The sequence below is a fragment of the Gelidibacter salicanalis genome, from assembly GCF_007997285.1.
GTDB lineage: Bacteria > Bacteroidota > Bacteroidia > Flavobacteriales > Flavobacteriaceae > Gelidibacter > Gelidibacter salicanalis.
The window spans coordinates 156,950-176,984 of the sequence record NZ_VORX01000002.1 but is presented as its reverse complement, the minus strand read 5'-3'; the positions used below and the strand labels follow the sequence as shown (position 1 = coordinate 176,984).

Annotated in this window: 15 protein-coding genes; 1 reads left to right on the top strand and 14 read right to left on the bottom strand. The window is 38.0% G+C overall.

The annotated features are described in order from the left end of the window. Positions 1 to 26: 26 nt before the first annotated feature. The 10 genes from ES711_RS04025 to ES711_RS03980 form a co-directional block, all read right to left on the bottom strand. Positions 27 to 3,149 carry a SusC/RagA family TonB-linked outer membrane protein gene (locus ES711_RS04025; RefSeq protein ID WP_146890373.1) on the bottom strand — a complete coding sequence of 1,041 codons (3,123 nt, stop codon included), beginning with the start codon at positions 3,147 to 3,149 and terminating at the stop codon, positions 27 to 29. Positions 3,150 to 3,352: 203 nt separating this feature from the next. Further along, entirely contained in the window at positions 3,353 to 4,492 is a 1,140-nt protein-coding gene (locus tag ES711_RS04020; RefSeq protein WP_170245235.1) for a sialate O-acetylesterase, read from the bottom strand. A gap of 47 nt (positions 4,493 to 4,539) precedes the next feature. After that, positions 4,540 to 6,852, bottom strand: coding sequence for a family 20 glycosylhydrolase (locus ES711_RS04015; RefSeq protein WP_146890345.1), 2,313 nt, complete (start codon positions 6,850 to 6,852; stop codon positions 4,540 to 4,542). A gap of 7 nt (positions 6,853 to 6,859) precedes the next feature. Then, the gene (locus tag ES711_RS04010) at positions 6,860 to 8,047 is read right to left on the bottom strand and encodes a glycoside hydrolase family 27 protein (RefSeq protein ID WP_146890342.1); all 1,188 of its coding nucleotides are present in this window, start codon (positions 8,045 to 8,047) and stop codon (positions 6,860 to 6,862) included. A gap of 15 nt (positions 8,048 to 8,062) precedes the next feature. After that, positions 8,063 to 10,144: a GDSL-type esterase/lipase family protein gene (locus tag ES711_RS04005; protein WP_170245234.1), complete on the bottom strand. Its 2,082-nt coding sequence runs from the start codon at positions 10,142 to 10,144 to the stop codon at positions 8,063 to 8,065. 22 nt (positions 10,145 to 10,166) lie between these two features. Continuing rightward, positions 10,167 to 10,877, bottom strand: coding sequence for an LrgB family protein (locus tag ES711_RS04000; protein ID WP_146890338.1), 711 nt, complete (start codon positions 10,875 to 10,877; stop codon positions 10,167 to 10,169). Next, positions 10,870 to 11,235 carry a CidA/LrgA family protein gene (locus tag ES711_RS03995; protein WP_246139113.1) on the bottom strand — a complete coding sequence of 122 codons (366 nt, stop codon included), beginning with the start codon at positions 11,233 to 11,235 and terminating at the stop codon, positions 10,870 to 10,872. Before ES711_RS03995 ends, ES711_RS04000 begins: the two co-directional genes overlap by 8 nt. 26 nt (positions 11,236 to 11,261) lie before the next feature. Then, positions 11,262 to 12,389, bottom strand: coding sequence for a sialidase family protein (locus ES711_RS03990; protein WP_146890335.1), 1,128 nt, complete (start codon positions 12,387 to 12,389; stop codon positions 11,262 to 11,264). Positions 12,390 to 12,410: 21 nt separating this feature from the next. Then, positions 12,411 to 13,184 carry a creatininase family protein gene (locus ES711_RS03985; protein WP_146890332.1) on the bottom strand — a complete coding sequence of 258 codons (774 nt, stop codon included), beginning with the start codon at positions 13,182 to 13,184 and terminating at the stop codon, positions 12,411 to 12,413. After that, positions 13,177 to 14,349 carry an AGE family epimerase/isomerase gene (locus ES711_RS03980; protein WP_146890330.1) on the bottom strand — a complete coding sequence of 391 codons (1,173 nt, stop codon included), beginning with the start codon at positions 14,347 to 14,349 and terminating at the stop codon, positions 13,177 to 13,179. The genes ES711_RS03985 and ES711_RS03980 overlap by 8 nt, the downstream gene beginning before the upstream one ends. Before the next feature lie 135 nt (positions 14,350 to 14,484). Between ES711_RS03980 and ES711_RS03975 the strand changes: the two genes are divergently transcribed. Further along, positions 14,485 to 15,204 (top strand): FadR/GntR family transcriptional regulator, encoded by a 720-nt coding sequence (locus ES711_RS03975; protein ID WP_146890327.1) that lies wholly within the window; start codon positions 14,485 to 14,487, stop codon positions 15,202 to 15,204. Here the strand turns inward: ES711_RS03975 and ES711_RS03970 are convergent. From ES711_RS03970 to ES711_RS03955, 4 genes are all read right to left on the bottom strand, one after another. Further along, complete coding sequence (locus ES711_RS03970) at positions 15,185 to 15,643, bottom strand: YhcH/YjgK/YiaL family protein (protein ID WP_146890325.1); 459 nt, start codon at positions 15,641 to 15,643, stop codon at positions 15,185 to 15,187. The genes ES711_RS03975 and ES711_RS03970 overlap by 20 nt on opposite strands. Positions 15,644 to 15,936: 293 nt before the next feature. Then, positions 15,937 to 17,103 carry a sialidase family protein gene (locus tag ES711_RS03965; protein ID WP_146890322.1) on the bottom strand — a complete coding sequence of 389 codons (1,167 nt, stop codon included), beginning with the start codon at positions 17,101 to 17,103 and terminating at the stop codon, positions 15,937 to 15,939. A 196-nt stretch (positions 17,104 to 17,299) separates the two neighbouring features. Next, positions 17,300 to 18,205 (bottom strand): dihydrodipicolinate synthase family protein, encoded by a 906-nt coding sequence (locus ES711_RS03960; RefSeq protein WP_146890319.1) that lies wholly within the window; start codon positions 18,203 to 18,205, stop codon positions 17,300 to 17,302. A gap of 319 nt (positions 18,206 to 18,524) precedes the next feature. Continuing rightward, positions 18,525 to 20,033, bottom strand: a complete 1,509-nt coding sequence (locus ES711_RS03955; RefSeq protein ID WP_146890316.1) for a RagB/SusD family nutrient uptake outer membrane protein — start codon at positions 20,031 to 20,033, stop codon at positions 18,525 to 18,527. Positions 20,034 to 20,035: the final 2 nt, after the last annotated feature.

The window sequence follows — 20,035 nt, the reverse complement described above, 5'->3', positions numbered from 1 at the left end:
TTTTTTTACTTAAAGATACGTATTTTTTAGAAGCTTAAAGATAAGTTTAAGAACACACTACTGGTTGTAGGAGGAGAAAGGTATTCAAATCCTGTTGCGTTAGTAGAGGTTGCAAAAACTGACTCCGGATCAATACCGTTTAAGTTGTTTTTTATCATCCATACATTATTTGCCGAAAGTCCTACTTTCAAGTTTTGAATGCCTGAATTTCCTAACCATGTGGATGGAATCGTATATTTAAGGTTTACATTTCGCAATCTCACGTTTGTCGCATCAAAAATATTAGCCTCATTAATTCCTAAGTTTCCAGATCTGTTAGTGATTGCTGTCCAATAAAGTTGCGGAGAAACACCTGTAGTATTTTCTACAAAACCACCACTACCATCACTTACCACACCATCAACTATAATATCCGCTCTTTCACCGTTAACAACAGTTACAGCAGCATTACCTGATTCTTGAAGCGCAAGGTTGGAACCAGAGAATATCTCGCCTCCAAGACGTGCATCAATCATAAATCCGAAAGACAGATTTTTATACGTAAAGTTGTTTGTAAAACCAATCATCGCATCAGGTTGTTGATTCCCTAATTTAAATTTCTCGCTAGATGCGGTTGGTAATCCATTGCCGTCAACAATTATTTTTCCGAAATTAGGACTGGTTTCATCTTGTACTCTTGAGAATTTTGTTCCCCAAATTTCACCGTAACCGCCTTTTTCAATTGCTAATACAGCTAAGTTATCATAACCACCTAATCTATATTGAGTAACCTCATCAGCTAAACTTTCAATGGTGTTTTTATTTGTGGAATAGTTAAGAATTGCATCCCAGCTAAAACCTTCTGAGTTGTCAAATATTCTTCCATTCAAAGTTAATTCAATACCAGTGTTTTGAACATCCCCAGCATTAACCATCTTGGCAGAATACCCACTTAATGGATCTAACGGCAAAGGAATTAATTGGTTGGTAGCATTAGATTTGTACCATGCAAAATCCAAACCTAAACGGTTTTTGAAAAAACGACCTTCAAAACCAATTTCTTGAGATTTAATCAACTCACTTTTTAAATCAGGATTAAAAAGAACGTTGTTGGTACCTGCTGTAGTATTCCCATTAGCATCATTACCAATGAAATAACTGTTATAAAGTTGGTACGGAGGAAGGTCATTACCTACAGTTGCATAAGACGCTCTTATTTTACCAAAAGTTAGCCATCCTGGTAATTCTGAACCAGATTTTGTTAACATCTCAGTAAACACGAATGATGTGCTGATAGATGGATAAAAGAAGGATCTGTTTTCTTTACTCAATGTAGAAGACCAGTCATTACGACCTGTAAAATCTACAAATAAGAATCCGTCATAGTTAATTTGGAATGTTCCATAAATAGAATTTGTTCTTCTTTCGCTAGAACCTTGGCCAACACTTGCAGCATTGACACCATTATTCAATGAGAATAAATTAGGCACCACAAGTTCTCCAGAGCTTCCACTAATATTGTTGGAAGTTCTTCCCATAATATTTCCACCTAGAGTTGCTGAGCCACCAAACTTTCCAATAATATCATCTTGACTAGCCATTACCAAAACACTAAAGTTTTTCTCTATAAAAGAGTCTTTACCAAAACTATATCTACCTGTATTGTTTCCTGGGCTACCAGAGTACAATTTAGATTCGTTAGTAGTGGTATATAAATCGGCACCAGCTTTTACTTCAGTACTCAACCAATCCGTTATATCATATTTAATAGACCCGTTTAACAAAAAACGATCTCTTGCATCAGAACTCAACCTGTTTTTGGCAGACCAATATGGGTTTTCAGCATTTTCAGGAACGAACCATCTCATTTTACCAAATTCATCCGTAGTGTTTTCAAATTGTGACACGTCTAGTGATACTGGTAATTGCGCAATTGTTCCGAAAGCATTATTATTATTACTACCGTTTAAAGGTCTGTTTCCTGCTTTTGTGTTGATATATTGAACTTTTACATCCGTAGTCCATTTTTTATTTTCACCAAATTTTGAAACTGCTCTTGTAGTTAAGTTTAATCTTTCTAAAGTTGCTCCAGGAACATTACTCTCATCATCCAAATAATTAGCAGAACTGTACAATGACGTCCCTTCAGTTAATTGTTGTTGAAATGAAATACTATAAGTTTGATTAAAACCGCCTTTATAGAAGTTTCCAAGATTATCATAAGCTCTTAAAGTTGTTTGATCACCTTTCCAGTCTTCAACGGATTGTCCTGTAATTTTAGGACCCCAGCTTAAACGAGATTGATTATTATAAATTCCCTCAGAACCTTGAGCAAAATCAGTTTGAAGTTCAGGCTCTATAAATAATCTTTCAAAGCCAGTGGTTGCAGAGAATGTAATTCCTAAACCTTTTCTTGCTTTACCAGTTTTTGTAGTAATTAAAATGACACCATTACCTGCACGAGAACCGTAAAGTGCAGCAGCCGAGGCGCCTTTTAAAACGGTCATAGTTTCAATATCATCTGGGTTTAAATCGCCCAAACCATTACCCATATCTTGAGATGGGTTAAAAAAGTCCGTATTATCAGCACCTGTAAAGTTGTCCATAGGAATTCCATCCACAACAATCAAGGGTTGGTTATCACCTGTAAGCGAGCTATTACCCCTAAGCACAATTTTGGAAGAACTAGCAGGACCATTACTTCCTTTAATAACTTGTATACCTGAAATTTTACCAGATAATGCATTGGCTACGTTAGTTTCTCTCGATTCTGTAAGAGCCTCTCCCTTAACTTCTTGAACGGCATATCCTAAAGATTTACGTTCTCTTTTAATACCAAGGGCGGTTACAACCACCTCATCCAACTGACTAACGTCTTCTATTAAAGAAACATTAATCGTGCTTTGACCATTGATTGCAATTTCTTGAGTGGTAAACCCAACATAAGAAAATTGTAAAGTGCTCATAGCATCGGATACTTCAATACTATAATTACCATCAAAATCTGTAGTGACTCCCTTGGATGTGCCTTTTACCAACACACTAACTCCCGGAAGTCCCAAACTGCTCGCCGCATCAACAACAACACCTTTTACCGTTGTCTGTGCTTGCATACCATAAGTGCAAAGAACGCTTAACACCAACAGTAAATTAAGTACCTTTTTTGTCATAATATTATTTAAGTTTAATTTAACAGATTAAATGAATGCAAAATATTAGAGACTAGTAAATATTTTCGACTAATGACCTTTTAAGTGAGGAGTTGGTAAGATTATAGCACTTTTACGCATTATTAATATACGAATATTACAGTGCATTTATTATACATGTGCTAATAAAAAAACGCACTGGATGATAATTTAACAATCGAAACTTATTTTATCGTTGAAGTGAACCCTACAACACCAACACCGGTTTGTGCATCAACAAGCCACGGCCCTCGATAAGGTGTTGTGGTATTGGTGTAATTGTCGTCTAAAATATAAGTTAAGGTTTCCCCAATTTTGAGAGGTCGGTCAAGCTGTAGTATAATTTTTTTTGAGCTTTCTGAATCCGTTTGTATTTCTAAAATTTTTATATTTTTTTTGGAGGTAATGGCGAAGAGATTGTCTTTTGCAGAATAGATGGTTTCTCCAACTTTTAAGTCTGATTGCACAGTTACCGGCTTGGTAAACTCGATGCTAATAGATTTAGCAGATCTTTTGGTAACACGAACCAATTGCGGCGCTTGATAATCTTTACTTCCGTTATAAAAATCATGTTGCGCCAAATTTGAAATCCAATCTGCCAACACCTCATAACCATGCGCGTGGTAATGACAGCCATCTGACAAGAAATAATTACCGTCAGCAGTTATTGGGTTTATAGGAAAACCATGGCGCGTCATTATTTTAACCTCAGTATGCGCTGCAGCAAACTGCCGCTGTGCCTCCCTAACATTTTGGTGACCATTTTTAGCAGCGCATCCGGGTGGTGTTTGAATGATATAAAATTTTTCAAAGCTAAAATCCGTATTAAAATCAGCAAACAATTGATTTAATGCGCTTTTATAAGCTATGACAGTGTCGTCTGCATTGCTTTCTCCTTGATTCCAGATGAATGCTTTTATGTTATGTTTTAAACCCGAAGCTTCCAATCGGTACTGTAAACGGCCATAGGCATCATCCAAATTGTACGGTGTCGTTTTTTGATACGCTGAGATGGCCCCACCTCCGCCTGCACCATTAATAATGGCGATAGGGATGTCTTCTGAAGCCACTAAATTCAGTCCAATATTCAATCCCAACACACCCACCATGCCGTTGCCTACAAGTTGCACGCCACCACGAATATCCGGAGCTTTACCACTAGCCAAATACCAATCAGTATTTTCAGCTTCTGGATAAATAGCGGGCTTATTGTACACATGCATGGCCCCAATGGTCCGTACCCACTGGGCATCTGCTGGCAAATTGTTATCGTTATAAGCGTTGTCGTAATCAATTGCCCAAGCATTCGATTGTCCGTGTAGCACATAAACATCACCGGCCGTGACCTGAGTCGCTCGTTTAATAAGTGTTTCTAGTCCTTTTTTTTTTGAAACAATTCAACGGTGTAATTATGCTTTAGCGCTTCAATTTCTAGGGGAATTGAAAACGCGCCATTGGCTTTAAAAGCCTCCCTCGTAACAACATTCTTATCGCGATGCACTTTTACGATGAGGCTATCCACGGTGCTGTCAGCAATTCCAGAAACAGTAATCGTTGCCTTGTTAATCGCATCTCTTGCATAGAGCTGATTATCTTTAGGGAATTCAGTAACGGAAACCTTTGGCTCCGTATTAAAAACCGCTCTAAATTTTAAATCCTTCACCTCTTTCACCGCACCGTCTTCTAGATGTATTGGCACACAGGTGAACATCCATTTCCATGAATTTTTATCTTGAGGAATTTTCAACAGCACTTTATTCCAGCCTTTTTTTAAGGCGATTTTTGTGGGTGCTCTAAAAAAATAATCTTCGTCTATAAATGGGATTTCGTCTGTTCGGGTACCTAAATTAGGCTGCTTCCAAACGGGCGGTGCTATTTCTGTTCCATTCACCCAAATCTTAGGATTGGTGGTATGCCATTGCCCCTGATCAGGAAATGGCCCTACACGTCTTCCACCAGACCGCGACCAACCTTGAAATCCTACCCAGAAATCCTGTACCCGGTCGTCAGGCGAATAGATTTCTGTGTAAGCATAAAAGGTTCCTGTTTGTTCGGTTGTTATTGCTGGAAATCCGAAAAAATGCTTAAAATGGGTCGTCCCACCAACGATAGGTTGAGACCATGTATATTCTTTTTCGTCTATTTTGTAGGAATTAATCAAAGAATCTTCAATCGGGAAACTTAAATTTACATCACCATCTGTTGTAATGGGTCCAATAAGGTTCCATTCAAAATTTGTTTGACGTATGTATTGAAATTCTTTTCTTTTAAAAAATAGGTCTCGGTGACTGATGACTTTGTCTTCAAACGCTTTAAATTCTTCCAGTTCCTTTGAACCGACTGGCGGCAACTTTGCCCAATACTCTAATTTATTCTCTGCGCGTCCTTTCCATATCGCATCAGCATAAAATACCATGGAAGGATAAATCGGGTTTTGAATTAAAATATCGCGTTCCTCAGCTACATTATTATCCGGCCACGCTGCTAAAATACCGCCCAAGGCTAAAGCATCGCCTTGTGGTTGCCGCGTTGGCTGTTGGAAAAATAACCGCGCCATTCCCGCAAAAGGATCCAAATGATTGATGTAATTGGCCCGAGAATCTATAAAACGATGTCCTTTACGTGGCGTATGCTGCGCCCAAAGTTGATTGATGGAAGTGGAATCTTCTTCAATTTCAATACCTTCTTTCCAAACAATGAGTTCCCTATTTTTAGATTTTACACGGTCCATAATGGTTTTGACAAACCCGTCTGGAACATATTCTTCTTTGTTTCTCACTTCATCCGTACCAATATGAATGTACGGCATCTCCTCAGCGCTTGCCAAGTCCATCAATTCATCAAATAAGTCTAGTAACGCTGGAAGCGCCCGTTCATCTCTCATGTTATCAAAACCCATCGCGTTTCTAAAAGCACGCGAATGCCCTGGAATATCGAATTCCGGAATCACGGTAATATGCCGTGCTTTACAAAAGGCCAAAATCTCTTTAAAATCGTCTTGGGTATAGAACTTTCCTTTCCCTCGCGACGTCGCGTCTTCGTTTTGCAACTGCGGATACAACTTACTCTCAAGTCGCCATCCTGGATCATCTGTTAAATGCCAATGGAACACGTTGTACTTGTATTGCGACAAGACTTCCAACTGCTCTTTTAATTGGGCAACCGATTGAAAATTTCTACCCGTATCGTGCATAAAGCCTCTTACTTTAAACGCAGGCCAATCGGTGATCTGCAACTGTGGGATAACACCAAAATTACCTTGCTGTCTGAACACTTGTTGCAGTGTTTTTATAGCGTAATACGCGCCTTTGGCGGTTGTAGCCCAGATTTTAATTTCAGAATCGATTTGTATTTTATAGGCTTCGTCAGCGTTATGAACAGGAATATGTTCCTGAATCATTTGAATTTTTATTCCCTCCGAGCCTTCTGAAATTCCATTATTTTCAAAAAACGCTCTTAATTGATTGGACTCACCAATAAAATCAGTTTTGACAATTTGGAATGCTTTAAAGCTTAGTTCACTTTTCCCATATTGAATCTTCTGAGGCGTAGGGATGACGGGATATTTTTGCTCTAAAACTCCGTTTTGATATACATCCGCATGTCCGTGGAACGTTACCATGAAGCACAATGCCATAACGTAACCTAATCTATTATAAAACTTGGTATTTTTAATTAGCTTCATAAGTGTTTTATTTTGATAATCGGTAGACAATCACGTCACGTGATGGTACTTCAATTGCGATTTTTTCGCCCGTATTGCCCATCATTTTATCTGCCCACAAATCTTTAATTTGGTATACGTCCTCTGCTGAAAAATCTTTTATATTGATTTTGGTCCAATCTACTTCATAGGTTTTAGTAGCGATGTCTCGATTAAAGAAGCAAATGGCAACGTCGCCATTAGAAAGCGGTTTTTGCCAAATTTCAAAATTCCCAAGATCGACAATTTTAAATCCTTGTTTTCCTAACACATCCTGATTAACCTCTAATAAGCCTTTATGAGTTAAAATATGCTGATCCGTTGCATTCATTGTTCGTAAATCATTACCAGCCATTAACGGCGCTGCCAACATACTCCACATGCTAAAATGTGCTCTCGCTTCATTTTCTGGCATGTCATTGTTGCCAACAGCCAACATATCCGGATCATTCCAATGCCCAGGACCTGCATATTTTTCCAAGCCAACTTGCATATCCACCAAGTCTGACCATCCTATCAAATTGCCCCAAATATTGCCATCATAGCGACCATTCATATCTATATCTAAAGTAGTACGCCATAAATGACCAACTTCTTTACCCCATTCCCATGGTTTGTTTTCTCCCCATTCACACAAACTAAAAACAATAGGCCTGCCGGCTTTATATAGCGCATCTCTCATAAGAGTATATGATGCTATGGCCTCTTGACCTTCCGTAAAGCACCAATCGTATTTTAAATAATCAACCCCCCATTTGGCATAGGTTTCTGCATCTTGCATTTCAAATCCTTTACTTCCAGGACGCCCTGCACAGGTTTTTGTGCCCGCATCAGAATAGATCCCAAATTTTAAACCTTTGGAATGAACATAATCAGCCAAACTTTTAATTCCTGATGGAAATTTATCCTTATCAACAATGATATAACCGTTGTCATCACGACCTATTTGCCAACAATCGTCAATAACAATATATTCGTAACCAGCTGCCCTAAGTCCTTTTTCAACCATGGCATCAGCCATTTCTTTAATAACGGTTTCATTTACTCCTTCACATTCAAAACTGTTCCAGCTATTCCAACCCATGGGCGGTGTTGGCGCTAAATTTTCAAATTTTTGTGCGATACTTTTGGTAGCGAAACCAAATACTAAAACGATTAAAAGAAACTTTATTTTCATAGTTATAAATAGTGTTTAATTGGTATTATTTGAAAACGTGGAAGCTGGTAAGCCCGCGCTATTAACTAAATTCCCATCAGAAAAAGAGGTATATCCATAATTTACAAAGCGGGGATTTTCAATTTCTGGAGACCAAACGTACAAGATATCATTCCGGATCTTGGATTGTGCGGAAACAAATTTTTTGTCCGCCCCTGCAATATAAATATCATTCACTTTAGCACTTCCTATAGTTTTTAAACCTTGTCCGTGTTTAAAATGAATTTCCAACCTATTCTTGTTGACGTTGATGTAGTCTAATAATGGACCAGAGGAAGGGATCTCCATAGTATAAGTTTTATGAAGCGCTATTTTAGAAAGGCGCTCTCCAACAATCCATTTCTTTTTTGGATGCACATCCGTTTCATGCCCAACATCCATACTGACTGCCATTCCGGTATATGGAATAGCCAATAATCGGCGTTGCGAATCTCTAAATTCTCCCCAATTGGGCCGATTTATACTGCTCAACTGCACGTAATAAAATGGTAATTCTTGATTGTTGAAATGATTGCGCCAATCGGTTACTAACATTTTAAATAAGTTGGAATGTAATGTCACATGCTCGGCATTGGATTCCCCTTGATACCATATAACACCTTTGATAGTATAATCTCTAATCGGCATAATTCCGGCATCAAATAACATTGTAGGCTGGTACGGATGTCTGGCTTTTATTTTAGACTTAGGCTGATCTTGCATATTTAATTCAATGCGCCCCGCAACCCATGTATCCACCAACGGATTTAAGCGGGTATCATTTAATAAATTAACGGTTTCATGGGTTTTCTCCATAGATTCTCTACTGATCCAACTTTGAATGGGCGACCCTCCGATAGCATTGTTAATAATGCCCACGGGAACTTTTAGTTTTTTCTGAAGATTATAAGCAAAAGCATAAGCCACTGCTGAAAAGTTTTCAAGATTTTCTGAGTTTGCAGCTGACCATCCAAAATTTTCGAAATAAGCATTGGCATTTGCTTTTTGAAGTTGCTCTTCAGTGAATTTTACACCAGACAATATTTTATCCGTCATGGAAAACAAAAACACATTGGGGTTGGTGGAATCCTTTAAAACGGTTGTAGCGCTTTCCGTATCACGGACTTTCCAACCCATATTGGACTGACCGGACGCTAGCCAAACTTCACCGACATATACTTTTTGGATATTTACAGTCTTAGAAGCTGTGGCAAATTTTAACGGATAAGGCCCACTTGCAGGCAAAGGCGGAAATTCAACCTTCCAAAGGCCGTGAGCATCAGCCTTTACTTTTTTGATTTCATCATTAAAATGAACCGTAATAGTATCCTTAAAATTGGCCGTTCCATTAAATTTGATCGTTTCATCCCGTTGCAAAACCATATTTTCGCCATAGAGGATTGGCAATTTTAGTCCGCCATAATTACCAGTAATTGCACTGTATACTTTATCTGAAATTATTTGCGCACCCTCGTTTGTTGGGTGTAAATTATCAGGGAAGTATTCAGGGAATCTGTATAAAGGTTCATGCAGATTGATAAATTCAACATTTGCTTTTTTGGCGATGCTCTCTATTTTAGATTGAATCTCTTGAAAGCTTTCTCGCATGCCTTCTTCAAACCAATGGTGCCCCGAAAATGTTGGGGTCATTTTACAAATGAAAATTTTCGGTTTAGATGGCAGTTTTTTATATTCCGCAATCATATCCAAATAGTCCCGTTCAAATTCGCCTTTGTAATTTGGCCAATTGTTATTGCCTTGATCATTCAAACCTAAATGAATAATCACAATGTCAGGATTAAATTCCTGAGAGCTCTTAAATTCTGGAGTGTTCCAATAGGGTTTATGGCCATTTTTTAACATGGTTGCTCCTGGATATCCAAAATTTTCCACCTCATATGCAGCTCCTAATAACTGTTGCAGTTGCTGCGGATATGAGTATTCTTCTCGGTTATCAATACCGCTACCGTAGGTAACACTATCACCTACACAGGCCACTTTAACTGTTTGGGAGATCATTGACAAGGAGAATAACAATGCAATAAACACTATGTGAATACTTTTTGATGTAGCTTTCATTATACTATTTATTATATTTTTACTAACTACTAGAAACATAGCTTATAATCCATACCACCACATGCGGTGCCATTAGCGTGGTCAAAACCCCGTTGACACACATGGCCAATCCGCTATAAGCGCCAGGCAAGGGGCCAATTTCTATAGCTCGGGCAGTCCCAATACCGTGCGCTGCGGTCCCTAAAGCAGTGCCTATGGCCGTTTTGCTTTTAATACCAACAAATTTTAAGAAACCAGGTCCGATGGCATTTCCGAAAATCCCTACGGCAATCACTACACCGGCTGTAATAGACGGAATACCATAGGTCATTTTCGTTATTTCAATGGCGATAGGTGTCGTAACGGATAATGGAACTATAGACTTAATAATCACTTCAGGCGCATTCATTATAATTGTTAATATAGACACACACAGGATACTTATGATACCACCACTGCAAACCGCCATAATAAACGGATACATATTATGTTTTATAACCTTATACTTCTCAAAAAACAACACACCAAGTGCCACTATTGCTGGACTCAAAAAGAAGCTTAAATACTTCCCGCCTTTATTATAATCAGCGAAACTAATATCAGACAGTACTAAGACCAAAATAATAGCTGCACTAGCAATCAGGACAGGATTAAAAAGAACAAATTTCAATTTTTCTCTTAGAGCTAAAGCACCAAAAAAGGCGATGAGCGTTAGGACAATACCAAATATTGAAAATTTATAAAGCTCAATCATGACGCTCCATTTTCTGCTGAATAATAGCCGTGATATATAAGGTGATTAGCGTGGTAAACACAGCAGCAACGGATAGGATGACCCAATACGATTCAATAAAATCATAATAAGACATGAGTCCTACACCATAAGGCACAAAAAATAAAACCATATACTTCAACAATAGGTCTGAAGCTGGTTTTAAAGTTTTAAGTTGAATGATGTTTAATTTTAAAGCGATAAAAATTAAGAGCATGCCTAAGATGTTTCCAGGTATAGGAATATCAAGAGCGTAATTGATTAATTCTCCGAGTCCGAGAAATATGAAGATCCACAGGAATCCTTTGAGCATTAGTAATTGGCTACTGAGTTTGCTCATTAATTTTTATCGCTTAAGGTAATAGGTTATTTTTTATTAGGTTTTTGGTAGGTATCTGCACCATCAGTCAACCAATTTAGTGAAAAACTCACAAACGGATTCTTGGTATATTCATCTTGCTCAAAGAACAATCCAATATCGCCATTTTCAAGAATAGTCATATCTGAATATGCTGAAGGTCCCTCATAAATTGTTTTCCCTTCTGACCACGTTTTTCCTTCATCATAACTAATACGAACCGTCATATTTACACGACCTTTTGCCGATTTGGCATTAGAAAAAAGAAGTCTGTTTTTTTTATAACCATCTTCAATTGCGGTATACCTAATGATACTGGCATTACAACCTGGATCAATCAATTCAGGTGCAGCCACTGTTGTCCAGGACTTGCCTTCATCTTTTGACGTATGTACATAACGTAATCCTTCTTTATTAACACGAGCGTTAATCATCAACGTACCATCAACAAGCTCTATGATTTTAGACTCATCAGCAGGCTGAATTGGCGTATCAATAAAATACCAAGTTTTCCCGTGATCATCACTTCCAAACACATGCAATCCGCTGTTTAAATTCACCATTGTGTGGAGTAATTTGCCAGATCGGGTTTGAATCCCCCGTCCTGAGGTAATAAATTTGAAATCTTTGTGCCATTCGGGCTTCGCTATTTGCGAGGTAATATCTACGGGTTTACTCCATGTTTTACCATTGTCGGAACTTTTTACATAATGTAAATAATAGATGTCCTTTTCCGTATCTAAATTCATATAATTATAAAACATAAATATGTCATTAGTTACGTGATCCACAATTAGCGACGGGTCAGATGCCGATTGACCATACGGAAAATCTACAGCCATTTCAATAGCAGACCAAGTTTTCCCATTATCAGCACTACGTCTCACAATAATGTTGATATCCTTACTCCATTTTAAGTCGCCACAGCCAGGCACACGTTCATCAATTGCTGCAATAACGTCGCCATTTGGAGCGGTGATAATTGCTGGAATACGATAACACTCTACACCTTCAGTCATTGATGTGTTGAACAAATCTTGAAACACGGGTGCACCATCTGTAGTGGCCGTATTTTGGGTTTTCACACCGCAATTAAAAAGAAACATTGGAATTAATAAGGCAATTAGTTTTCTCATGATTATAGAGTTTTAAAATATTTATTCGTACATATTGTTGACATCTGCATGATGCAATTCTTCAAGAAATTCGGCTATATTTTGAACGACTAGATCTAAATATGCTTTCCCTTTTTTTGCGGTAGCAAGTATGGGGTTTCCAACACCTGTGTCTTCACTGACTTGGGTCCATTGGCGCTGTGAGCTCACCCAACCTTCTTTTAGGCCTTTAATTTTAAATTGTTTTGCGCTGCCACTACCTGCTTCCTCCAATGGCAAGACCAAATGCGGCGCTATATGCAACATGGCCGAGGTTTCCAATTCGCCAGCATGATCTCCTGGTTCATTAAAATAATTCTTAGGATCAGCAGCTTGATACCAATTGAGAGCACAGACAAATACTTCTGGAAACTCCAAACTTAACTCTCTAATCATTTGTTTGAAATGATTGCCACCGTGACCGTTAACAATAACTAATTTTTGGATGTTTTGCTCATCCAACACCTCGACAAGATCTCTTAACACAGCATATTGCGTGCTAGGACTCATATTAAGGCACATTGTAATATCCATCTGACCTGTGTTGACACCAAAAGGGACAGTAGGCAGTACGACTACTTTTGCGCCTTTACGCCAAGCCTGTTCTGCAGCGGCAATCGTGACATATTCTGCTTGAAAATTATCAGTGGCATACGGCAGATGGTAGTTATGCGCTTCGGTTGCACCCCAAGGCAAAATAGCTACAGTGTAATTGGTGTCTTTAACAGCCTTCCAATTGGACTCCGCCAAAATATAGGGTCTTATTATTTTAGCCATTAGTATTTATTTTTTGTTCTATTTTTTCAAAGGATTTCCAACATTGATACATTGCTCGAGGCACATGGAAACAGCCTTTCCATTTACCACCTTTCAACTCTAGCAATACTTCTCCCTGCCGATTAAGATAGCCGTACCATTCGCCATTATCAGGATCAGAAAAATGACCCCATGCATAGTCATGAACTTTGTCATACCATTCTTTCAACTCTGGCCTTCCTGTTTGTTCATATGCCTTGGCTAATGCTACTAAAGCTTCCAAGTGTACCCACCATAACTTCTGATCCCACTCCAATTGCTGTGGCGGCTTACCGAGGGCATCCATAAAATATAAAATACCGCCGTGCTCTTTATCCCAACTATATTCTAAAATGCGTACAATGGTATCTGCAGCTTTCTCGATGAGCTGATTATCTTGGCGTCTCACCCCGATATCAATCATAAACCACATGGCTTCAATACCGTGGCCAGGATTGAGAAGGCGTCCATTATAACTATCTTCATGGGTCCCGTCAAGCTTTACAAACTCATAAATTAGCCCAGAATCTTTATCCAAAAAGACGTTCATGACTTCGTTAATACTAAAATCAATAGTTTTATCAACTTCTTCTGCGTCCAAAACCCCTTCCAACTCCAAGACAAGATTGGACAGAATCATCGGTAAAGAAAAACTTTTTAAAGGGCGTTCACCAGTTGATTTCTCATAGCTCCCTTTAGGATTATCTTTCTTTTTGAGGATATTGAGGTAGGTTTGTTTGGCGAGTTGTTTAATCTCATCATCTCCTGATGCGATTGCGTATTGGCTAAATGCCATGGCGGCAAAACAATCTGAAAAAATGTTGTAAGGTTGCACTAGTGGGTTCCCTTCTCGCGTTGTTGAAAAGTAGAAATTACCATCGCTATCCATACCATGCTTAATAATAAAATCTATGCCGTGTTTCGCCAAGGCTAACCACTTTTCATTCTTTTCCACAGTATTGTAAAGCATAGCAAACGTCCATGCTTGACGGCCTTGCAACCACATAAATTTATCTGTATCATAGACCTTCCCGCTTTTGTCTAAACAGGTAAAATAACCCCCGCATTCCGTGTCAATCGAATTGTTTTCCCAAAAAGGAATAATATCATTTAAAAGCGTGTTTTTGTATAGAACGGACTGCTGCATAACAGAATAGATATTGAAAATTAAAAGTTGTGACTAAATGTCTAAAAAAATATTATATTTGTGTAATATGTATTACATAATACAAATTTAGCAAATTTAGATATATAAACTACATTTGCACAAATTAAAATTATCATGAAGGATCGCATTGCTCTTAAACCCTTAACTAATTTAACCTTAGTTGACAAGGTAGAAATTAGTATTACAGAATACATTAAGAATAATAATCTTAAAGTTGGCGATTCGATACCTAAAGAAATGGAGTTTGCAGAAACGCTTGGCGTGAGTAGAACGGTAATTAGAGAGGCTTTAACAAGGCTCCGCACCATTGGAATTATCGATTCAAAAAAGCATAAGGGCATGGTGCTTTCCCAGCCGGATCTCATCAAGAATTTTGAAAAAGTCATAGAAACCAATTTATTAGGCGATCGCGCCTTAAAAGATATCTTTGAACTTAGACTGATTTTAGAAATGGGAATGGTTGATTTGGTCTTTGCAAGAAAGACAGATGCTGATTTGGTGGAACTCACAGAGATTGTCGAACGGATGGAAAAAAACCAACCGGAAGCTCATGTATTTAGTTTACAAAATGAAGTGGCGTTTCATGGGAAATTATATGAAATGTCTGGAAATAATACCTTAAAACGCGTGCAACATATTTTATTGCCAGTATTTAAGTATGTCCATGACTATAAATTATTAGATGCTAAAACATATAAATATTCCAAAAAATTTATAACACATCGTGACCTGTTAAATTATTTACAGGCCAATGATATTAAGAAGTTCAGAAAAGGCTTAGCCCTACATTTAGAGCCGCATTTTGAAAGAGTACTTAAGAATTCTGAATTTTAACCTTAATTACTACTTTTTTCACATCTGACGAATTGCCGATTGTAATTTCTGGCATATGAATATCATCAGGGAAAAAGATGGCAAACATGCCTTCTTTTACCGTAATGATATCATAAGCTTCTTCAAACAGCATATAATCATCTTCCTCATTATATGTTATTTTAGGCTCTTGATGTGTGCGTGTTGTAACCCCCATGTGCTCCACGCCCTCTACTACATATTGCACATCAATATATTTAAGATGTGACTCCATCAATTGATCCGCAATTTCTTTAGTTTGATAAGCCTTAAAAATAGCAAAAACAGCATCGTCTTCTATCTCGTGCTTTCCTACAGGCAGTTCACTAAAATTTGTAGATTTTATATAGGTTAACGCCGTATCAATCCCTTTGCTAATGCCTTGATAGAGGTGTGCGTTTTCAATTTTGTCAAGTATCATAATAATATATTTATTTATATGCAACGAAATTAAATCTCGTAATTCAATTTTTGGGGCAGTTCTTATTTGTAATTTTTATTGACCTTGAAATTCTAAAATAATATCAATTTAGCTATAGATCACTAATTCTAAATTGATCATTGAATTTCATTCTCAACAAAACATATTTTTACCGAGGTTCATATTTTTGTACGCTATGATTAAAATAAAAGTGATGGAAGCCAGATCCACATATTTCAGTTTCCATCGTACGATTATAAAAGACTTTGAAAACAATAATGGTTAGAGTGTTACTACTGTTTGAACCAAACCTCCTTATTAATTATGTCCTTAGGCAAGACAATAACATCTAGACGCATCCACCCAGGTGGGCGGTTGCCGGGAGTCATCTTTGGAAAACCATTAGTATCTGAAGTCTCAAAGACAATTGCAAGACGCCCATCCAATAATTGTGTAATACTGCTATATCCAGCTGATTTATCGTATAATAAATGATCATCTTTCCAAGTTTCACCGCCATTCAAACTACGATAAATAAACAGATTTTGACGATCTTCATTATCGACACCACCTAATCCCCCAGCTGGCCCTACATAAAAAAGCATTGCATCTATTCCTAACATACTGCCTTGACAGCCACCATAATCAACTGACGATTGTAAACGAAAATCAATATGACTAATACTCCATGAAACTCCACCATCTTCACTTTTGGACACTGTTCGCTTACCTTTACCTGCTCTAAGATTGTATCTCAAAATATTATAAGGCGATTCCGCTATTTGGTACTCACCACCATCTGGAGCGCTAGATCCAATGCGCCATGTTTCTCCATGATCGTCACTATATACTGTCCTGTTATTAGAGATTTTACCATCAGTTTGTCTAGTTGGCACTATCAGCCTATTTTCAAACCGACTCCCTTGCATTTGAAGGCCTGCTCCTGGACCAAATCCGCCGATGTAATGATTAGGCGCAACGATTTCTTTAGTGATGTCGCGAGGCGCACTCCAAGTTAAACCATCGTCATCGGAAATAATTACCCACGCCGTGTTTTTCAATTTGCTATGATCCTCTGAAGGCCATAAGGTTGTAAAAAGAAATATCCTTCCGGTCACCTTATCCACCAACGCCACAGGATCCATAAAGGCATCCACACCGCTGTTAGTTAAGAGTTGAATTTTGGACCAACTTTTGCCGTTGTCTTCACTTCTCTTTAAAGCTATATCTGTAGGGGTTTTATCAGTAGAGCTTACTTTACGAGCTTCGGCAAAAAGGAGTAAAGTTCCTGTCTTGCTAGTCGTAAGCGTAGGAATACGATAGGAGTCAATCTCATCATCTCCAGCACTGAAAACTGTTGTTTTACGAATGGAGTCTAAAGGAACTTCAGTGGCCTTAACTCCTAAAAAAAAGAACAAGCATAAAACTAAAAGATACTTATCCATCCAATGGTTGTTCATAAATACTAGTTTTTTAGAATTTATAGTAATTCATTACGCAATAACCTTCACAAATGTAGGTCAGGGCTTGGTTTCATCTTTTTTCCCGCATCCGACTATCTATATCATCCATTATCGTCTTCCGGGGTTGGTAAAAAAGAAACCAAGTTTAAAATGCACTTTAAAACTTGGTTTCACTCAAAATCGTCACTTAAAACTACTTGCTTAAGAGCGTTAACAATCCGATGTTTTCCAGTTCAGCTTTAATCTCCGTGTAAACGTCGTCTGACACGGTAGCATGTGGAAATCTGCTTGGTCCGAAATCCAATCCAAAGGTTTTCATATACCCTTTAGCCACACCGTTAAATCCGCCATAACCATCTAAAATTTCCACAAATCGAATCGCTTTAGTTTGCAATGCTGCAGCTTCAGTCATTTTACCTTCTTCAAATAAGGTTTTAATAGTGTAATATAGTGGCGCCATATGATTATAAGTACTACCTACCCAACCATCTGCGCCTAATGGCAAACTTGATAGAAAAATTTCATCAAAACCAAAAAGGATATTGTATTTGCCACCTTCAAAGTTTTTACAATGCAAGTAGTCAATAAGATTATTGTTTGTAAACTTGATTCCTGCCAAATTCGGGATTTCCTTAGATGCTATTTTTAAAAAATCGAGCATATTTAAATTAGCGCCGCTCAACACAGGAATGTGGTAGTAATAAAATGGCAAATTTGGTGCACATGCCGCTATCTCCTTGCAATAATGCATCAATTTCTCAACGGTGTTTAACCTGAAATAGAATGGTGCTAAAACTGCGATGGCATCAACTTTATCTGCCGCATGCGTGGCTAAGTCTTTAGCGACCTTCAAACTAGAATCACCTACGTGATCAATTAAATATAAATCAGCAGATTTATGTTCTGACCATGCCGTTGTTATCTCCTTTCTTTCATTGCTTGTTAAAGATGTGAAATCTCCCGTAGAACCGTTCATGAACACTCCTGAGATTTTATTTCGTATTAAGAAATTACTATACTCCCCAATAATACTTGTATTTAATGAACCATCTTGGTGCATGGGAGCGTATGTTGCTGCTATTAAATTTTTTATTTTCATTATTTTTAATCAATCGCTTTGGGTTATTTTTACGTTTGCTAAACTAATAAATGCTTTAGGCAAAATTTACTAAAATTTCGCTAAAAGCGGGATTATCCCGATAGCTATCGGAACAACCAGCAAAACACAACGCGCTTCGCTTTTGTGTTTTGCCTGCCTGTCGGTAGACATGGGTTCAAGATCCCGCTAAAAAGCGGGATTAGTTCAACCAACAAAACATAATGCGCTTCGCTTTTATGTTTTGGGTTTCACTAATAAAAAGAGAGTTAAGATTTTAAACATAACTCTCCTTTCCTGCTAACTCAAAAAATATTAAATACTAATTTGTATATCCTGGGGTCTGTTCCAATAATGGGTTTCTTCCAATCATGTCATTCGTGATAGGCAGCAGTAATTTAAACTCATCACCTGGATTTAAAAAGCTGATGTTATCAATAACGAAGCTGTTGCCAGCACGTCTTAAATCCCACCACCTTTTACCTTCACCAATAAACTCTTTGTAACGCTCATTTAAAATCGCATTGGCGTTAGCTGTTTGTGAGCCATTAACATATCCGTTGACGGCTTGGTTATAGTCTGTCCCGTAAGCTCTTTCACGAATTTGGTTAATTTCTGCCGATGGATCTTCACCTAACAAGTTTTTAGCTTCTGCTAACATTAAGACCACATCTGCATATCTATACACGGGTACGTCGTTTTCAAAGATCCGTTCAGACCCCACAACCTTACCTAAAAATTTATTATAAATAGCTCCAAAATATTTTGGCTCCGTATAGGTTGGATACCCTAGACCACCATTGCTATCCTTATACAATCTAATAAATGTCGCATCTTTTCTGCTGTCTTTATTGTCATCTAACAATAACAAGGTCTCTTCAGAAGGCCCATATCTGTTTGCTCCGGCAATAACAAAATCGCTCATAGAACCACCATCATCATTAAACTGAGGGTTAATTTCCGTGCTTCTTCCCGTTAAACTGTTGTAAAAGGTTTCCGCTTCATCTTGCTTGTATTGAATAGCAAAAATAAACTCATTATTATCTTCATTATCTACACCCCAAAGGTTGTTAAAATTGGGTTCTAAACTCACCCCTAATGCTGCTACTTGCTCTAACGCCGATTTAGCTTCTGTAAAATCAGCATTTCCACCGCCCATCAAATTGCCAGACCAGATAAACACATCACCTTTTAAAGTTAATGTTGCCGCTTTTGACCAGAAGTTTTTACTTCCCACCCAGTAGCTATTATCCGTACCGAAAGAATTTAAAGAGGCTGCAATATCGGACTTAATCAAGGCCATCACTTCAGCTTCAGAGGATCTTGCTCTGCTTATACCTTCAGGATTGACTTCTGATAATGGCTCTAGAATGATTGGTACACCACCCCAAGTTTTAAGTAAGGTATAGTAATATAATGCTCTCAAACCGTAGGCCTGACCCATTAAGTGTTCTTTTTCAGTTTCATCCAGAAAAGAAACGTTTGGTGCATTTAATAAGAAATCATTAACTCTATGAATTCGAGTATACAATCCTGCCCAACCTCCAAAAGGTGCTGTGGCAATTGTAATATTATTTTCAATCAAATTCTCATTGGATGGCGATTCAAATGTACGGCCTCCCCAGATATCACTTCTCATTTCTCCTAACAACCAAAGCGTACCTGCTGATGACCTTAGGTTGGCATACAATCCTGTATGCGCGGTTTTGGCTCCCTCTTCAGTATCCCAGAAACCTTGTGCTGTCAATTGACTCGGACTCTCCAACTCAAGTTCACTTTCACAAGCTGTGAAAGCGACTACAGCTAAAAATATATAAATGTATTTTTTCATCT